Genomic DNA, 18,213 nt, shown 5'->3' with positions numbered 1-18,213 from the left:
GTGCTCCCTTGTTCCTCGGTCCTCACGCGCGGGGCAGCCGCGGGATGCTCGTGGTCGCCGCCGGGACGGCCGGCTCGGCCGCGGCGGACGCCTCGGCGCGCAACTCCTCGATCCGGGCGGCCAGCCCGGCGACGGTGGGCGTCTCGAAGAGGCTGCGCATCGGCAGCCGCACCCCGGTCGCCTTGCGCATCGACGCGATGAGCTGCACCGCGACGAGGGAGTTGCCGCCGAGGGCGAAGAAGTCGTCGTCCACGCCCACCACCGGCACCCCGAGGCCGTCGCGCCACACCTGGGCGACGGTGGCCTCCAGTTCGGTGCGCGGCGCCGACGAGCCGCCGGCCTCCACCATCGCGGTGGACACGGTCGGGTCGGTCTCCGACTCCAGGCTCCCGGTGGTGACCCGGGCGGCGCGGCGCCGGATGTCGGCCACCGACCGGGTGGCGATCACCACCTGGGCACCGAGCCCGGCGGTGAGGCTGCGCCGGAACGCCTCCGCGCCGTCCACCGGCCGGATGTCCTCGCCGGGAACGTCGGCGGCCGGGGCGGACCCGGCCGGGGCAGCGTCGGCGGTGAGCCCACCGGTGACCGCCGACTGGTCCACCCGGCGCAGCACGAAGTCGCTGATCGCGACCAGCTCCCGGCCGGACGCGTCGGTCAGGCTCAGGTCGGCGGTGATCACCTCGTCGGTTCCGCCGTCGCGGTGGCGCAGGTGGCTGTGGAACCGCTGCGGCAGCGTTCCGCGCACCACGATCCGCCCGTACGACAGCGGCAGGTAGGTGCCCGAGCCCTGGCCCCGGCCGAACGCGGTGGCCACGTCCAGCAGGGCCGGGTGCAGCCCCCACCCGGCCAGGTCGGCGACGGCCTCGGCGGGCGCCTCGACGAGGGCCAGCTCCTCGCCGTCGGCGAGGTGGTGCTCGGCCAGCGAGTGCCAGCGCGGCCCGAAGGTCAGCATGCTGGTGCGGCCCCGGCCGAACGACGAGTCGTCGTCGACCCGGCGGGACCGGGCGACCACGTCGGCGAGGTCCCGCACCGGCGGGGCGGGGTCGGTGGTCCAGCCGGCCGCGCCGCGCACGTGGGTGCGCAGCACCCCGGCGGTGAGGCTCTGCACGACGAACTCCGTCGACCCGTCCTCGGCGGCGGTCAGCGCCACCCGGTACTGGGCGACCGAGCCGTCGGGCACCGAGAAGGGCTCCAGGAACACCACGTCGCGCAGCTCCACCGCCGCGCCCGGGCCGGGGGCGGGGACGGCGGCGGCCACGGCGGCGCGGACGGACTCCAGGTGGGCGGTGCCCGGCACCACCGGCACCCCGCCGATGCGGTGCTCGTCGAGCAGCCAGTGGGTGGCGGCGGAGACCAGACCGTGCAGCACGGTGCCCTCCGGGCCGGTCACCTTCGTGGTGAGCACCGGGTGGTCGACGGCGGCGGTGACGGTGTCCCGGGTCAGGGCCCGGAACCCGGCCGGGGCGGTGCTCTCCGCCGCCATGCCGACCTCGGCCCAGCCGCCCCAGTTCTGCGACACCACCGGGGCGGACCAGCCGGCGCCCGCGCGGGCGTGCGCGTCGAGGAAGTTGTTCGCCGCGCAGTAGTCGACCTGGCCGAAGCCGCCGATCACGGCGGTGATCGAGGAGCACAGCACCACGAAGTCCAGCGGCAGATCGCCGAAGACCTGGGCGAGGGCGAGGGTGCCGGCGAGCTTCGGGGCGAGCACCCGCTCGGCCTCGGCCCGCTCCTTGATCTCGGCCATGCCGCCGCCGGGCAGGCCGGCGGCGTGCACGACGCCGTCGATCCCACCGAACTCGGCCTCGGCGGCGGCCCGGACCCGGCGCAGGTCGGCCGGGTCGGTGACGTCGGCGGCGAGCACCAGCACCGACGCGCCGGCCGCCTCCATCCGGCGGATCGCGGCGATCGCCCGGCCCGCCCGGTCGGACTGGCCGGAACCGTGCACGGCGAGGTGGTCGTCCCACTGCTCGCGCGGCGGCAGGCCAGAGCGGGCCAGCAGCACCAGCTTCGCCCGGGCCCGCCGGGCGAAGTCCTCGGCCAGGGTGATGCCGATGCCGCCGAGGCCACCGGTGATCACGTACCGGCCGCCCTCGCGCAGCGCCCCGGACTCGCCCTCGGCGTCGACGGTCACCTGCTCGTAGCCGGTGACCCAGCGGCGGGTGCCGCGCAGCGCCACCTCGGTGTGCTCCGGGTCGGCCGGGCGGCGCAGCTCGGCGACCAGCGCGTCCGCCCCGGTGGCGGCGGGGTCGGCGTCGAGCAGCCGGACGGTCAGCCCGGGCAGCTCGACGGGGAGCACCCGGACCAGGCCGGTGAGGGTGGCGTGCTCGGGCCGGGTCAGGTCCGCGCCGGTCACGTCGCCGATGCCGGCGGTCACCAGGTCCAGGGCCAGCGAGCCGTCCTCGGCGGTGCGGCCGGCCCCGGCGAGGGCCTGCACCAGGTGCAGGGCGCTGAAGAAGCCCCGGTCCTGGGCGGCCCAGCCGGCGGCGATGTCGGTGCCGGTGGGCTCGCCGTCGAGGGCGAAGGCGTGCACCAGCCGCTCGGGCAGGTCGTCGCCGAGGGCGGCGACCAGCGCGTCGTGGTCCTCGCGCACGCCGGGGCGCAGCACCCAGCCGCCGTCGGTGCCGGCGAAGGCGTCGCCGGCGCGTACCTCGACGATCTCGGCGCCGGCGGCGCGCAGGCCGGCGACGAGCGCGTCGCCGCGCGGGCCGTCGGCCAGCACCAGGCAGCGGCCGGACGCGGCGGTGGCCGGCGCGGGCGCGGCCTGGCGCCACACCGGCACGGCGAACCACTCGGGCAGCGCCCGCGGGCCGGTCTCGGCAGGGGCGGCGGCGACCTGCTCCTCCGGGTCCGGGTCGACCCAGTAACGGCGCCGCTCGAACGGGTACGTCGGCAGCGGCACCCGCCGGGCGTCCGGGTCGGAGCCGGCACGCACGGGCAGGCCGGCGCACCACAGCGCCCCGGCGGTGGTGAGCAGGGCGGCCAGGTCGCCGGCCGGCTCCCCCGGGCCGGGCAGGCTGCCCAGCGGGACGAGCGCCCGCTGCTCCGGCGAGCCCTTCGCGACCTGCATCCGGGCCAGGTTGGCGAGCTGCCGGCCGGGGCCGCACTCGACCAGCGCCCAGGTGCCCTCGGCGAGCAGGGTGGCCACGCAGTCGCTGAAGCGCACCGGCTGGCGCAGGTGCGCCGCCCAGTACGCCGGGTCGGTGGCCTGCGCGTCGGTGATCCAGGTGCCGGAGACGTTGGACAGGAACGGGACCTTCGGCGCGCGCAGCGGCACGGCGGCCATCAGCGCGGTGAACTCGGCGAGGATCGGGTCCATCATCGGCGAGTGGAAGGCGTGCGAGGTGCGCAGCGCCTTGCTCTTGACCTTGCGGGTGGTCTTCAGGGTCTCGGCGAACGCGGCGACCGCGGCGGACTCCCCGGCCACCACGCAGGTGCCGGGGCCGTTGACCGTGGCGATCGAGACACCCTCGGGCAGCAGCCCGGCGACCACCGACTCGTCCAGCGGGACGGCCAGCATCGACCCGGCCGGCAGGGACTGCATGAGCCGGCCCCGGGCTACGACGATCCGCAGCGCGTCGGGCAGGTCGAACACCCCGGCGACGGTCGCGGCGACGTACTCGCCGATGGAGTGCCCGGCCATCGCCGCCGGCCGGACGCCGACGCGCTGCCAGTGCGTGGCCAGGGCGTACTCGACGACGAACAGGGCCGGCTGGGTGTAGCGGGTCTGGAGCAGCTTCTCGGCGGCCTCCGGGTCCCGGCCCAGGATCAGGTCGCGGATGTCCAGGCCCAACTCGCCCCGGAGCAGCTCGGCGCACTCGTCGACGACGGCGGCGTAGCCGGGCTCCTCGGCGTAGAGCTGCGCGCCCATCCCGGCGTACTGGCTGCCCTGGCCGGAGAGGAGGAAGGCGACCCGGGGCGCGGGGCCGTCGGCGACGCCGGCCTGCCGGCGACGCGGGGTACGCAGGGCGGCGACGGCGTCGGGCAGGTCGGTGGCGACCACGGCGACCCGGTGCGCGTACTGCTGCCGGCCCACCCGCAGGGTGTGCGCGACGTCGGCCAGGTGCGCGGCCCCGTCGGGGTTGCCGGCGAGGTGCTCGGCGAGCCGGTCCACGGCGGTCTCCAGCGCGGTGGCGGTCTTCGCCGACACGTGCAGCAGCTGCGCGGGGCGCACCCGCCGGTCGGTGCGGTACGCCTCCGGCGCCTCTTCGAGCACCACGTGGGCGTTGGTGCCGCCGATGCCGAAGGAGCTGACCCCGGCCCGCCGGGGCGTCCCGTCGGTGTCCCACTTGGTGAGGGTGTTCGCCACGTAGAACGGGGTGTCGGCGAACTCGATCGCCGGGTTCGGGGTCTCGTAGTTGATGGTCGGCGGGATCAGCCCGTGCTCCATCGCCAGCACCGTCTTGATCACGCTGACGATGCCGGAGGGCTGGCTGAGGTGGCCGATGTTGGACTTCACCGAGCCGATGCCGCACCAGCCCCGGTCGTCGGTGTCCTTCGTGTACACCGCGGACAGGGCGGCGACCTCGATCGGGTCGCCCATCGCGGTGCCGGTGCCGTGCGCCTCGACGTAGCTGATGGTGCGCGGGTCGACCGCGGCCATCCCGACGGCCTGGGCGACGGCCTCCATCTGCCCGTCGACGCTGGGGGCGGTGAAGCCGACCTTGCCGGCGCCGTCGTTGTTGATGGCGTTGCCGAGCACCACGGCGCGGATGTGGTCGCCGTCGGCGATCGCGTCGGACAGGCGCTTGAGCAGGGTCACCCCGACGCCGCTGCCCCACATGGTGCCGTTCGCCTCCGCGTCGAACGGCCGGCACCGCCCATCGGGGGAGGTGAAGCCGTCCATGCCGAGGTACCCGGCGTGCGGCAGCTCGATGTTGACGCCGCCCGCGAGGGCCATGTCGCACTCGCCGTTGCGCAGCGCCTCGCAGGCGAGGTGGAAGGCGACCAGGGAGGTGGAGCAGGCGGTGTGCACGGTCAGGCTGGGCCCGCGCAGGTCCAGCCGGTACGACACGCCGGTCGCCACGTAGTTGGGCGAGTTGCTGGTGGCGATGGAGACGGCGTTGTGCGGGTTGCCGCCGACCCGCTTGTTGTGCAGCACGTTGCGGTGGAGGTACGCGGTGCCGCCGGTGCCGGCGTACACGCCGACCGCGCCGTCGTAGCGGGCCGGGTCGTAGCCGGCGTCCTGCAGGGCGGTGTAGCAGGTCTCCAGGAACAGCCGGTGCTGCGGGTCGGTGACCTCGGTCTCCCGGGCGGTCATCCCGAACAGGCCGGCGTCGAACTGGTCGTACCCGTCGATCAGCGGGGCCTTGTTGACCCAGCCCGGGTCGTCGAGCTCCTCGGGGGTGACGCCCCGGGCGAGCTGCTCCTCGCGGGTCAGCTCGGTGACCGACTCGACGCCGTCGACCAGGTTGCGCCAGAACTCGTGCACGTCGGCGGCGCCGGGCAGCCGGGCGGCCAGCCCGACGATCGCGATCGGCTCGATGCCGTCGTCGGCGGGGTGGTCGGTTTCGATCGCGTTGTCCATCAGGTCGTCCTTCATCACGCGGTGCCGCCGGGGCGGCGGGGAGGGATACGTCGGGTCCGGCTGCGACGGGCTGCGGCCCGCAGCGCGGCCCGGGCCAGTTCCGGTCGGTCGGCCGCGCCGTCGAGGTGGGCGGCGAGGGCCCGGACGGTGGGGTGGCGGAACAGGTCGAGCATCGCGATCGACCGGCCGGTGGCTGCGGTCAGCCGGGCGTGCACGGCGGCCAGGGCGAGGGAGTGCCCGCCGATGTCGAAGAAGTTGTCGGTGACCCCGACCCGGTCACGTTCCAGGACCTCCCGCCAGATGCCGGCGACCAGTTCCTCGGTGTCGGTGAGCGCGTCCGGGCCGGCGGGCAGCGCCACCGTCCGCGCGGGCTCGGCGGTCGCGGCGACGGTCATCGCGCCGAGCTGGGCGGTGCGCACGGTCGGCCGGGGCAGCTCGGCGGCGACCTCGCCGGCCGGCGCGTCGGGGCTGGCGACCAGCGCACCGACCAGGTCGGCCAGGTCGGCCAGCAGCGCGTCGATCCGGTCGGCGTCGAACAGGTCCGGGTTGTGCACCACCTCGACGCCGAGCCGGCCGGCCCGCTCCGCCACGTAGATGGTGAGGTCGAACGGGGAGCCGGGCTTGGGCACCGGCGCGGGCTCCCCGGTCAGCCCGGTCAGCGCCAGCCGGGGCTGGGCGAAGTTGAGCACGTTGAACAGCACCTGCACCAGCGGCGCCCGGGAGGTGTCCCGGCCGACGCCGAGCGCCTCGACGATCTTCTCCAGCGGCGCGCCGGGGTGGGCGGTGGCGTCGTGCAGTTCGGCCGCGCAGCGGTCGACCAGCTCGGCGAAGCTCGCCCCGCCGGTGCGTACCCGCACCGGCACGGTGTCGATGAAGAACCCGACGACGTCGTCGAACGCGGCCAGCCGCCGGTCGGCGACGATCGCGCCGACGACGTGGTCGTCGCCGCCGGTGAGCCGGCTCAGCAGCTCGCCGAAGCCGGCCAGCAGCACCGCCGCCACGCCCGTGCCGCGACGCTCGGCCAGCGCCCGCACCGCCCGGTCCGCCTCGGCGGACAGGGTGACCGCGGCCTCCACGCCGGCGTACGTCTGCACGGCGGGGCGGGGCCGGTCGCGGGGCAGGTCCAGCACGGTCGGCGCGCCGCGCAGGTGCCCGGCCCACCAGTCCAGGTCCTCGGCGCCGCGCCGGCGGTCGCGCTCGGCCCGCCAGACGGCGTAGTCGGCGTACCGGGCGGCCACGGCGGGCAGGGCGGGGGCCGCGCCGACCACGGCCAGCGCGTACGCCGCGGCGAGGTCGTCGTAGAACACCGCCTCGGACCAGCCGTCGAACACGGCGTGGTGCCAGGTGATCGCGAGCACGTGGGCGTCCGGTCCGAGCCGGTACACGGCGACCTGCCAGGGCGGCCCGGTGGCCAGGTCGAACGCGTGCGCCGCGCCGGCGGCGAGCATCCCGGCCAGCTCCGCCTCCGGGTCCGCACCGCCGGTCAGGTCGACCACCGGCACCGCCACGTCGGTGGGTTCCTCGCACACCGCGTACGGCACCCCGGCGGTCTGCGGGATGCGCCAGCGCAGCACGTCGTGCCGCTCGGCCACGGCGCGCAGGGCCGCGCCGAGGGCGGGGACGTCCAGCTCGCCGCGCAGCCGGTGGGCCACCGCGATGTTGTAGGGCGCGCTGGACGGGGCGAGTTGGTCGACGAACCACAGCCGGCGCTGCGGCGGGGACAGGGTGGGCGGGTTGCCGGTGGTCAGCCCGTCGCCGGGGTCCGGGGCGGCGGCGGTGATCCGCTCGACGAGGCCGGTCAGGGTGCGGCCGGCGAACACGTCCCGGGTGTCGACGTGCCGGCCCAGCTCGGCCCGGAGCGCGGCGACCAGCCGCATCGCGGCGATGGAGTTCCCGCCGGCGGCGAGGAAGTCGGTGCCCGGGCCGGGGGCGGCGCCGAGCAGCCGGGCCCAGGCCCGGGCCACGGCCCGGGTGACCGGGTCGGCGTCGGCCGGCCCGCCGTCGGCCACCGGCGCGGGGCGGGCGGCGGCGGCCAGGGCGCGCAGCGCCGGGCGGTCCAGCTTCCCGGTGATCGGGCCGACCGGCAGCGCGGCCAGGCGCACCGTCCGGGCCGGGCGCATGGCGGCGGTCAGCCGGGGCTCGGCGTACGCGCGCAGCGCCGCGTCGTCGGGGGCGTCGGCGGGGGTGAGGAACGCGACCAGCTCGGCGCCGGCCGGCCCGTCGACGGCCTCGACGGCGACCCGGTCGACGCCGGGCAGCCCGGCGAGGACGGCCTCGACCTCGCCCGGCTCGATGCGCTGCCCACGGATCTTGACCTGCCGGTCGGCCCGGCCGTGGTAGACGATCCGCCCGTCGGGGGCCTGGGTGACCAGGTCGCCGGTGCGGTACAGCCGCTCCCCGGGCAGCCCGGAGAACGGGTCGGGCACGAACCGCTCGGCGGTCAGGCCGGGCCGGTCGAGGTACCCGTCGGCCAGGCCGGGGCCGCCGATCAGCAGCTCACCGGTCTCCCCCGGCGGCACCGGGCGCAGCTCGGCGTCGACCACGTACGCCCGGTGGTTGGGCACCGGAAGGCCGATCGGCACCGGGTCCGTCTCGGCGGCGGTCAGCTCGCCGCTGACCACCACCACCGTGGTCTCGGTGGGGCCGTAGCTGTTGATGAAGCGCCGGCCGGGCACCCAGCGGGCGGCCAACTCGGCCGGCACGGCCTCGCCGCCGCAGAGCACGGTGCGCCAGCCGGGCAGCTCGGCCGGGTCCAGCATGGACAGCACGGTCGGGGTGATGAAGCCCCAGTTCACCTCGTGCTCGGCGACGAACCGGGTCAGCCGCGCCGGGTCGGACCGGTCGTCGGTGCCGAGGAGCTGCACCGCGCCGCCGAGCAGCAGCGGGACGAACAGGTCGATGACGGCCGCGTCGAAGCCGAGCGAGGCGATGCCGAGGCTGCGCACCGAGGCGTCCGCGCCGGACAGGGCCGCGCAGCCGGTGACGAACTCGACGACGTTGCGGTGGGTGGTGAGCACCCCCTTGGGCCGGCCGGTGGAGCCGGAGGTGAACAGCACGTACGCCGGGTCGCCGGGGCGGGCCGGGCAGGGTGCGAGCGGGGCGGGGCCGGGCAGCGCGACGGTCTGCACGCCCGGCACGTCGCCGAACTCGGCCTCGGCGGCGTCGCCGACGACGACCCGCACCCCGGCGTCGGTGGCGATCTCGCGCAGCCGCCGGCGCGGGCCGCCCGGCTCCAGCGGCACGTAGCAGCCGCCCGCGAGCAGCACGCCGAGGACGGTGACCACCAGGTCGGGCCGGCGCTCGCCGCACACCCCGACCCGGCTCTGCCGGCCGACGCCGTGCTCGCGCAGCGCGGCGGCCACGCCGGCGGCCCGGCCGACCAGTTCCCGGTAGGTGAGCCGCTCGTCCCACTGGCGCACCGCCACCGCATCCGGGGTCCGCGCGGCCTGGGCGGCGATCAGCTCGGCCAGCGTGGCGTCGGGCCAGGGCAGCGGCTCCCCGTGCGCGGCGCTGATGGACAGGATGTCGGTCACCCGTGTTCTCCCCGGTAGGTGGCTGGATCGGTGATCTGCAGGCGCAGCTCGCTGACGTAGCCGTGCCCGGCCGCGTCGGTGACCCAGGCGTCGGCGGGGGCGGGCAGCAGCTCGCTGACCGTGAGCGAGACGTCCGGGGTGGTCCGGGCGGCGGCGTCGACCATCGCGCACAGCGACTGGGCGTACAGCGGGCCGGTCAGGTCGAAGTAGCAGGGCTTGACCTCGGTGCCCACCTTGATGAACACCCGCTCGGGCAGGCCCAGGCTCTCCCGCCAGCGACGCACCGCCAGGTACCGCCCGGTGTCGCCGGTGACCCCGGCCAGGCCGCTGTCGGCGACGGTGGTGCGCCAGGTGCGCCGGGCCACGACCAGCCGGTCGATGGTGATCCGGGGGGTGGTGGGGGCCGGGGCGAGCAGCTTGAAGCTGTCCAGCAGCAGGACGCCGAGCAGGTGGGCGAAGACCTCCACCAACGGCCACCGGCCGCCGTCGGGGGTGACCGCGATCAGCCCGTCCCCGGTGTCCTCCACCCGCACGGCGCTGGCCGCGACCAGCCGCTCGCGGTCGCCGCCGCGGGCGGTGTCGATGCCGAACTGCCGGTCGCCGGGCCCGTCGAAGTGCCAGGTGGTGCGGGTGGCCTGCCGCGGGAACCCCTCCGGGTAGAGCAGCCGGACGCGGGCCGCACCCAGGTCGGCGTCGATGCCCGCGCGCAGCGTCGCCGGGTCGGGGTGGAACGGGCTGAGCACCGCGCTGTCGAACGGCACCATCGCCGGGTGCAGCTCACCGAGGACGAGCAGGAACTCCCCCCGGTTGAGCGCCGCCACGTCGGTGGCGCTGATCTGCACGTCGGGGCTGTGTGACCGGGCGGAGGGCCAGCCGGGGGCGGTGGCCGGGAAGATCGCCTCGGCCCGGGCGGCCAGGTCGGCGCTGCGCAGCCGCAGCTCCGGCTGCCCGGCGGCAACGGTGTCGAGCCCGAACAGCTCGGCCCACCGGGCGGTGAAGCTGGCGCTGGCCGCCGCGACCGGGCCGTCGGGGGCGAGGATCAGCCCCTGGGCGAGCGGCCAGATGTCGGCCAGCCGGACCGGCCCCTCGGTGGCCTGCTCGGCGTGCAGCTCGGCCAGGATCCGCTCGCAGGCGGCGCCGATCTCGGCGGTGAGCCAGCGGGCGGCCCGCAGCACGATCGCCAGCGGCGCGGCGAGCGCGTCGAGCACAGCGGAGCCGACGGCGAAGTCCAGGTCCCGCCCGGTGTCCTCGTAGACCACCGTGCGGCCGGTGTACATCTGCCCGCTGTGCCGGCTGGCCGGCCGGCCGGTGACGGCGGTGAACTCGGCGTTCAGGGCGGCCAGGGCGGCGGCGAGCCGGTCGGGGTCACCGGCCGCGGCGGCCACCTCGTCGCGGGCGGCACGGAGCCGGTCGAAGTCGCCGGCGACCCCGGCCCGCACCGCGGGGTCGCCGATCGCGGCGATCCGCGCGGCGAGCACCTGCTCGGCGCGGGGGCTGTTCGGCAGGCCGGCGTCCCAGGTGAGCAGGTCGCGCTCGACCAGCCGGTCGAGCAGCAGGAACCCGTCGTCGGCGCGGCGCAGCCCGGCGTCGCCGTCGGCGCACAGCCGCTCCACCAGCTCCCCGGCGGGGGTGTGGCCGTCGCAGCCGGCCAGCAGCCGGGCCTCCAGCGCGGACAGCTCGACCGACGGATGCAGCGCCCGACGCAGCCGGCGCCCGTCGAGGGCCAGGTGGGGTGGCAGCACCGGCGCCCACCACCGGCGCACCGCGAGGTCGTCGGCGAGCCGGTCGGCGTACGCCATCAGCGCCCACGCCTCGAAGTGCACCTCGCGCCGGTCGACCAGGCGGGGCCCCGGGGTCAGCCGGGTCCCGGCGGTGTCGGGGTCGATGACGCCCCAGCAGACCGGCCCGAAGAAGCCGATGGTCTCGGCCTTGCCGCAGTAGCGCTGCCAGTACCGCAGCACCGCGATCTCCCGCCTGCGGCGGCGGGAGTTGCGCGCCCCCGGGTCGGTGCGCAGCAACCCGTCCAGGGCCACCAGCATGTCGGGGTTCTGCCAGGTGACGGCCTCCCGCAGCAGCGGGTCGGCGCAGATCTCGCCGAGCGTGGCGGAGGACCGCGCGAACGCCTCGAGGACCGCCTTCTCGCAGACCTCGGCGGTGAACTGGCCGGCGAGCAGCCCGTCGGCGGTGGCCGCGGCCTCCGGCGCGGCGAACCGGTCGAGCCCGGCGGCGGGGAAGCCGGCGGTGCGCAGGATCGCGTCCCGCCACACCGACCAGCCGGTGTCACCCAGTGGCAGCAGGTGATTCATCGGCCGGACCGCCCCTCGTCGTCGACAATGTGCAGCCGCAGCTCGCTGAAGTAGCGCCGCCCGGCGCCGTCGGGCACCCAGGCGTCGCCGGGGGTCGGCAGCATCTCGCTGACGGTCAGCGACACCCCGTCCCCGCCGTCCTTGCGGGCCGCCCGGACCATGGCGCTGAACATCGCGGCGTACGCGGGGCTGCCCAGGTCGACGAAGCAGGGCTTGGTCTCGGTGCCGAGCTTGACGTACACCAGCTCGGGGAGGCCCTTCTCGCGCCGCCAGCGGCGGACGGCGAGGAACCGGTCCCGCTCGCTGGTGACGTCGGCCAGGCCGCACTCCCCCACCGTGGTACGCCAGGTCTGCCGGGCCACCACCAGCCGGTCCAGGGTGATCCGGGGCGTGTACGGGGCGGCGGCGACCAGCTTGAACCCGTCGACCGCGTGGCCGCTGAGCAGCCCGGCGAACACCTCGGTCAGCGGCCAACGGGACCCGTCTCGGGCGGTGGCCACGAGCCGGCCGTCGGAATCGGACACGGTCAGGTCCACGGTGGGCAGCACCCGGTCCGGGTCGACGCCCGGCGCGGGCTGGAACGCGAGCTGCCGGTCGGTCGGGCCGACCAGCGCCTCGGCGGTGCGGCTGGTGCGGCGGGGCCAATCGCCCGGGAACAGCAGCCGCATCCGGTGCGTGCCCAGGTCCGCGGCCAGCGCCGCGCGCAGCCGCTCGACGTCCGGGTGGGACGGGGTGAACACCTGGCAGTCGAAGGACGGCCAGGCGGCGTGCAGCTCGCCGAGCACGACGGTGTAGTCGCCACGGGCGAGGGCGTCGGCGTCGGTGGCGCAGATCTGGAGGTCTGGGCTGTGCAGCCGTGCGCTGGTCCACTCGCTCGCGCGGGCCGGGAACACCTCGGCGGCCCGGTCGGCCAGGCCGGCGACGGACAGCCGTACCTCGGTGCCGCCCGGGGGCAGGTCGGCCAGGCCGAACAGCCCGGCCCAGCGGGCGGCGAACTCGGCGGCGACCGCGTCGACGGGCCGCTCGCCGGAGCCCCAGAACAGGCCCTGCACGAGGAACCACAGGTCGGCCAGCGACACCGGGCCGTCGCCGGCCTCGGCGCGCAGCTCGTCGTACAGCTCGCGGAACGTCGCCCCGTACGCCTGCTCCAGCTCGCCGGCCAGCCAGCGGGCGGCCCGCAGCAGCACGGCGAGCGGGGCGGCCAGGTCGGCCAGCAGCGGGGCGCCGAAGGCCACGTCGAGGTCGCGGGCGGTGTCCTCGTAGCAGAGGGTGCGCCCGGCATACATCTGGCCGGCGCGGCGGCTGGCCGGCTGGCCGGTCAGCTCGGTGAACGTCTCGTCGAGCCGGTCGAGGGCGGCGCGCAGCCGGTCGGGGTCGCCGGCCGCGCCGGCCACCTCGTCGCGGGCGGCGCGCAGCCGGTCCAGCCCGGCCTGGGCGGCCCGGCGGGCGGGCTCGTCGCCGACGGCGTCGATCCGGGCCGCGAGCACGTCCTCGGCGTCGGGGGCGACCGGCAGGGCGGCGTCCCAGGTGATCAGCTCCCGCTCGACCAGCCGGTCCAGCAGCGCGTAGCCGTCCTCGGCGCGGCGCAGCCCGACGGCCGGGTCGGTGACCAGGTCGCGGGCGGGGCGGTGGCCGTCGGCGGCGGCGAGCAGGGCCGCCTCGACGGGGGTGAGGGTGACCGGTGGGCGGCCGGGCCGCAGCACGGCCCGGCCGCGCAGGCTCAGGTGGGGCTGGAGCATCGGCGGCCACCACTGCCGCACCGCGAGGTCGGCGCCGATCCGGTCGCCGTACGCGGACAGCGCCCACGATTCGAACCACACCCAGCGCCGCCGGGTCAGCGCCGCGCCGGGGAGCACCCGGGCGGTGTCGGCCAGCTCCGGGTCGAGGGTGACCCAGCAGCTCGGGCCGAAGAAGCCGACGGTCTCGTTCTTGCCGCAGTAGCGCTGCCAGTACTTGAGCAGGGCCCGCTCGCGATCCCTGCGGCGCACGTTGCGGGGCGCGTCCGCGCCGCCACGGGCCAGCCCGTCGAGGGCGAGCAGTGCGTTGCGGTTCTGCCAGGTGACGGCCTCGCGCAGCAGCGGGTCGGCGGCCAGCTCGCTCAGCCGGCCGGCGGTGGCGGTGAGGGCCTCGGCGAACTCCTTGTCGAACCGCTCCTCCCCGGTGCCGGTGGCGATCAGTTCGTCGGCCGCGGCGGCGGCCTGCGGGGCGCCGAGCGCGGTGAGCCCGTCGGCGGGGAAACCGGTGGTGCGCAGGATCGCGTCGCGCCACACCGACCAGCCGGTGTCACCCAGCGGCACCCGGTGGCCGGCCGCGTCCGTCGTGGTCGCCGCGCCGGCCGCCTGCTGGTCGTCCCTCGGATCAGCCGGGCCGGCCGTCGCCGGGGGGCCGTCCGGGGCCGGTGCGGTCCCGTTCGCGCCGGCGACCCGGACGGCGTTCGTGAGGTCGGCGCTGATCGTCGCGGCCAACTCGGGGAGGCGGTCGTGCAGGAAGAAGTGCCCGCCGGCGATCTCGTGCAGGGTGAACCCGGCGGAGGTGTGCCGCTCCCAGGCGATGCTCTGCGCGTGGCTCACCGCCCGGTCGGACCGCCCGCTGAACGCCACGACCGGCACCGGCAGCGGCTCGCCCGGGACGTACCGGTAGCTGTCCACCCGGCCGAAGTCCGCGCGCAGCAGCGGCAGCAGCAGCTCCACCAGCTCGGGGTGCTCCAGCACGCCGGCCGGCAGTCCGCCGCCGTCGCCGAGCCGGCGCAGCAGCTCGTCGTCGTCCACCCGGGACAGCCCGTCGAAGAGGCTGGCGTCGTCGACGTGCGGGGCCCGGGCACCGCCCACGTACAGCCGCAGCGGCAGCGGCCCGCCGGTGCGGCGCAGCTCGCGGACCACCTCGAAGCCGACCCGCCCGCCCATCGAGTGGCCGTAGATCGCGTACGGCCGGTCGGCCCGCCCGGCGATCGCGGCGGCGACGTCGGCGACGGTGAAGTTCGGGTCCTCGCTGATCCGGTTCTCCCGGCCGGGCAGTTGCACCGGCAGCACCTCGACGTCGGCGCCGAACTCCCGCTGCCAGCCGCGGAACGCGCTCGCGCCGGCACCGGCGTAGGGCAGGCAGAACAACCGCACCGGCGCCTGGGGTCGGCTTCCGGCGGAGACGAACCAGTTCACCGCAGGCCTCTCTGAGGGGGGTCGATCCAGTGCCGCTGGCGCTGGAACGGGTAGGTGGGCAGCCCGGTGCGCCGGACGCGGCCCTCGGGGTGCAGGGCCGTGAGGTCGACGTCCCGCCCGGCCACCCAGTCACCGGCGAGGTCGCGCAGTTCGCCGGGCGGTCCGGCGACCCGACCGTCGGCGGCGAGCATGCCGTCCGCCGGGGGCAGTGCATCGCCGGCGGGCAGGGTGCCGGCGGCGAGCAGGGCGTCCAGGCCGGCCAGGGCGTCGGCGAGGTCGCCCGCCACGACCGCCGCCCGGCAGGCGAAGGCCCGGCGGCCGAGCGCGAGGGTCGCGGCCACGTCGGCCAGCGCCGGGGCCGCGCCGGCCAGGTGCCGCCGCAGCCGGGCCAGCGCCGCCCACAGCGCCGCCGGGTTACGCGCCGACACCGGCAGCAGGTGCTCCGCCGCGTCCGGGACGTCGGCCGGCTCGGCCGGTGGCGGCTGCTCGACGACCACGTGGGCGTTGGTGCCGCCGAGCCCGAACGAGCTGACCCCGGCCACCCGGCGGGCCGCCTGCGGCCAGTCCCGGGCCTTCGTCGGCACGTGGAACGGGCCGCCGGCGAGGTCGATCTCCGGGTGCGGCCGGGTGAAGTGCAGGTTCGGCGGGATGACGCCGTGCTGGACGGCGAGCACCGTCTTGATCAGCCCGGCGATGCCGGCGGCGGCGTCGAGGTGACCGATGTTGGTCTTCACCGAGCCCAGCGCGCAGGACTCGGCGGGCGCGGCTCCCCCGTACACCTCGTGCAGGGCGGCGACCTCCAGGGCGTCGCCCAGCGGGGTGCCGCTGCCGTGCGCCTCGATGAACCGGACCTCGCCGGGGGCGACCTCGGCGGCGGCGAGCGCGCCGGCCACGGCGGCGGCCTGCCCGGTGGGACCGGGCACCGCGAAGCCGGCCCGGTCGGCGCCGTCGTTGGTGACCGCCCAGCCGGGCAGCACCGCGTAGACGCGGTCCCCGTCGGCCTGGGCGTCGGCGAGCCGGCGCAGCGCGACCACGCCGACCCCGGAGCCGAAGCCGGAGCCGTTGGCGGCCTCGTCGAAGGCCCGGCACCGGCCGTCCGGGGAGGCCATCCCGCCGGCGGTGTGCCGGTACCGGGGCCAGGTCACGTTGACCCCGCCGGCCAGGGCGATGTCGCACTGGTAGTCGGCGAGGCTCTGGGCGGCGACGCAGACCGCGACCAGCGAGCTGGAGCAGGCGCTCTGCACGGCCATCGCCGGCCCGGTCAGCCCGAGCCGGTACGAGACCTGGCCGGGCAGGTGGTCGGTGGACTGCCGGCCGACCAGCCGGGCCTCCCAGTCGTCGGGGTCGACGTCGCCGACGACGGCCGGGTTGTCCATGAGGTGGAACAGGAAGTACCGGTTCGCGGAGGTGGCCGAGTACACGCCGACCAGACCGGGGAACCGCGACGGGTCGTGCCCGGCGTCCTCCAGTGCCTCCCACGCGGTCTCCAGGAACAGCCGGTGCTGCGGGTCGGTGCGGGCGGCCTCCTGCGCGCCGAAGGCGAAGAAGTCGGCGTCGAAGTCGGCCACGGCGTCGAGCCGTCCGGTGGCCCGGACGTGCCGGGGGTCGGCGAGCAGCCGTGGGCCGATGCCCAGGGCGGCCAGTTCCTCGTCGGTGTGGTCGTGGATCGCGTCGACCCCGGCGCAGAGGTTCCACCAGAAGGTCGCCAGGTCCTCCGCGCCGGGGAAGCGGCCGGCCATCCCCACCACCGCGATCTCGTCGCCGGTGTACTCGCGGGCGGCCGGCGCGACCGGGGCCGGCCCGACCGGGGCGCGGTCGGGCGCGGGCGGGGCGTCGACGAGGCGGGCCTGCGCCTCGACCGTGGGGTTCTCGAACAGCCGCAGCAGGGGCGGGCGCACCCCGAACCGCTCGGCGAGGCGCTGCTGGACCACGCCGAGCAGCAGCGACTGGCCGCCGACGTCGAAGAAGCTGGCGGTGCGGGCGACCGCCGGGCGGCCCAGCACCGCGCACCAGATGTCGTGCACGGCCCGCTCGGTGGCGGTGGCCGGCTCCTCCCCCGCCGGGGCGTCCCGGGCCGGGTCGGGCAGCGCCCGCTCGTCGACCTTGCCGGTGACGGTGAGCGGGAACTCGTCGATCACCACGACGGCGCGGGGCAGCGCGTACTCCGGCAGCCGCCGGGCGAGGGCGGCGCGCAGGGCCGCCGGGTCGAGGGGCCCGCCGGCCGGTCGGGCGTACGCGAGCAGCTCGCCGTCGCGGGCGATGGCGCGGACCGCGCCGACGCCGCTCTGGGCGGCGAGGACGGCCTCGATCTCGGTCAGCTCGACCCGGAACCCGCGCACCTTGACCTGCCGGTCGAGCCGGCCGAGGCAGACCAGCCCGCCGCCGGGCAGTCGCGCGCCGAGGTCTCCGGTCCGGTACGACCAGATTCCGTCGGGCTCCCGGGTGAACCGGTCGTCGGCCCTGTCGAGGTAGCCGGCGGCGACGTGCCGGCCGCGCACCACGATCTCGCCGCTGTCCGGGGCCTCGCCGCTGTCCGGGGCCTCGCCGCTGTCCTGGTCCTTGCCGCTGTCTCCGGCGAGGTCCACCTCGTAGCCGGGGAGCGCGGTGCCGATCGGCAGCGGGCCGGTGGCGGCGGGGTCGGCGTCGGCCAGCGGCAGCGCGTACCGGGCGGCGAACGTCATCTCGGTCGCGCCGTAGCCGTTGACCAGGACGCAGTCGGGGGCGAACCGGTCCCGCCCCCGGGCGGCGTCGGCGAAGGTGGCCTGCTCCCCGCCGAGCAGCACCGCCCGGACGGCGTCCAGCCGCCGGTCGCCGAGGGCGTCGAGCAGGAACCGGTACACGGTGGGGGTGGAGTGGTAGACGGTGACCCGGTGCCGGACGAGCTGGTCGACGGCGTGGGCGAGGCCGTGCCGGCGCAGGTCGACCGGGACGACGGCAGCGCCGGTGAGCAGCGCCGGGTACAGGTCGGGGATGGCCGCGTCGAAGCTGAACGAGGCGAGCAGGCTGAGCCGGTCGTCCGGGCCGACGGCCAGGGTGTCGATCTGGTTGTCGACGACGTGGGCGAGGTTGCGGTGGGTCTGCCCGACCGCCTTCGGCAGCCCGGTCGAGCCGGAGGTGAACAGCACGTACGCCAGCGCGTCCGGGTCGACCGGGGTCGGGCGCAGCGGCCCGGGGGCCACCGCGTCGGTGGTCAGCACGGCGGTGCCGGGGCGGTCGACGGCGAGCCGGGCGGCCAGTTCCCGGTGTTCCGGGGCGGCCAGCACGGCGTGCACGTCGGCGGCGGCGAGCATGTGCCGCAGCCGGTCGACGGGGAAGCCCGGGTCCAGCGGCACGTACGCGCAGCCGGCGGCGAGCGCGCCGAGGAGCGCCGCGACGGTCGGCGCGCCGTGCGGGGTGAGCAGGGCGACCCGCTCGCCGGGACGGACCCCGGCGCTGGCGAGCAGCGCGGCGTGCCCCCCGGCGGCGGCGGCGAGGTCGGCGTAGCTGACCGCAGGTCCCTCGCCGAGCAGGGCGGGACGGGCCGGGGCCTCGGCCGCGAGGCGGGCGAATCGACCGATGATGGCGTGTTTTTCCATGTCAGCGGGCGCGGGCCGCGGCACCGTCGACGGGCGCGCGACATCCGGTCACTGTGATCACGATCCCCCCCCAGGACTACACAATGGATGCAGCATATGGGCCGGCAACTGGGGCGCAAG

Annotated in this window: 5 protein-coding genes; all 5 read right to left on the bottom strand. The window is 76.9% G+C overall.

The window, feature by feature from the left end:
• Positions 1–22: 22 nt before the first annotated feature.
• Genes OG617_RS27195 through OG617_RS27175 form a run of 5 tightly spaced genes read right to left on the bottom strand, consistent with a single transcriptional unit; the run spans position 23 to position 18,093 of the window.
• Positions 23–5,524 (bottom strand): SDR family NAD(P)-dependent oxidoreductase, encoded by a 5,502-nt coding sequence (locus OG617_RS27195; protein ID WP_405095791.1) that lies wholly within the window; start codon positions 5,522–5,524, stop codon positions 23–25.
• A 14-nt stretch (positions 5,525–5,538) separates the two neighbouring features.
• Positions 5,539–9,057, bottom strand: a complete 3,519-nt coding sequence (locus OG617_RS27190; protein WP_405095790.1) for an amino acid adenylation domain-containing protein — start codon at positions 9,055–9,057, stop codon at positions 5,539–5,541.
• Positions 9,054–11,363, bottom strand: a complete 2,310-nt coding sequence (locus OG617_RS27185) for a lantibiotic dehydratase (protein ID WP_405095789.1) — start codon at positions 11,361–11,363, stop codon at positions 9,054–9,056. The genes OG617_RS27190 and OG617_RS27185 overlap by 4 nt, the downstream gene beginning before the upstream one ends.
• The gene (locus OG617_RS27180; protein ID WP_405095788.1) at positions 11,360–14,518 is read right to left on the bottom strand and encodes a thioesterase domain-containing protein; all 3,159 of its coding nucleotides are present in this window, start codon (positions 14,516–14,518) and stop codon (positions 11,360–11,362) included. Before OG617_RS27180 ends, OG617_RS27185 begins: the two co-directional genes overlap by 4 nt.
• Entirely contained in the window at positions 14,515–18,093 is a 3,579-nt protein-coding gene (locus OG617_RS27175; RefSeq protein WP_405095787.1) for an amino acid adenylation domain-containing protein, read from the bottom strand. Before OG617_RS27175 ends, OG617_RS27180 begins: the two co-directional genes overlap by 4 nt.
• Positions 18,094–18,213: the final 120 nt, after the last annotated feature.

This window comes from Micromonospora sp. NBC_01412 (assembly GCF_045040215.1).
Classification (GTDB): Bacteria; Actinomycetota; Actinomycetes; order Mycobacteriales; family Micromonosporaceae; genus Micromonospora; species Micromonospora rubida.
Note: the sequence above shows the minus strand (reverse complement) of the source record. Positions and strands in the feature narration are given on the sequence as shown.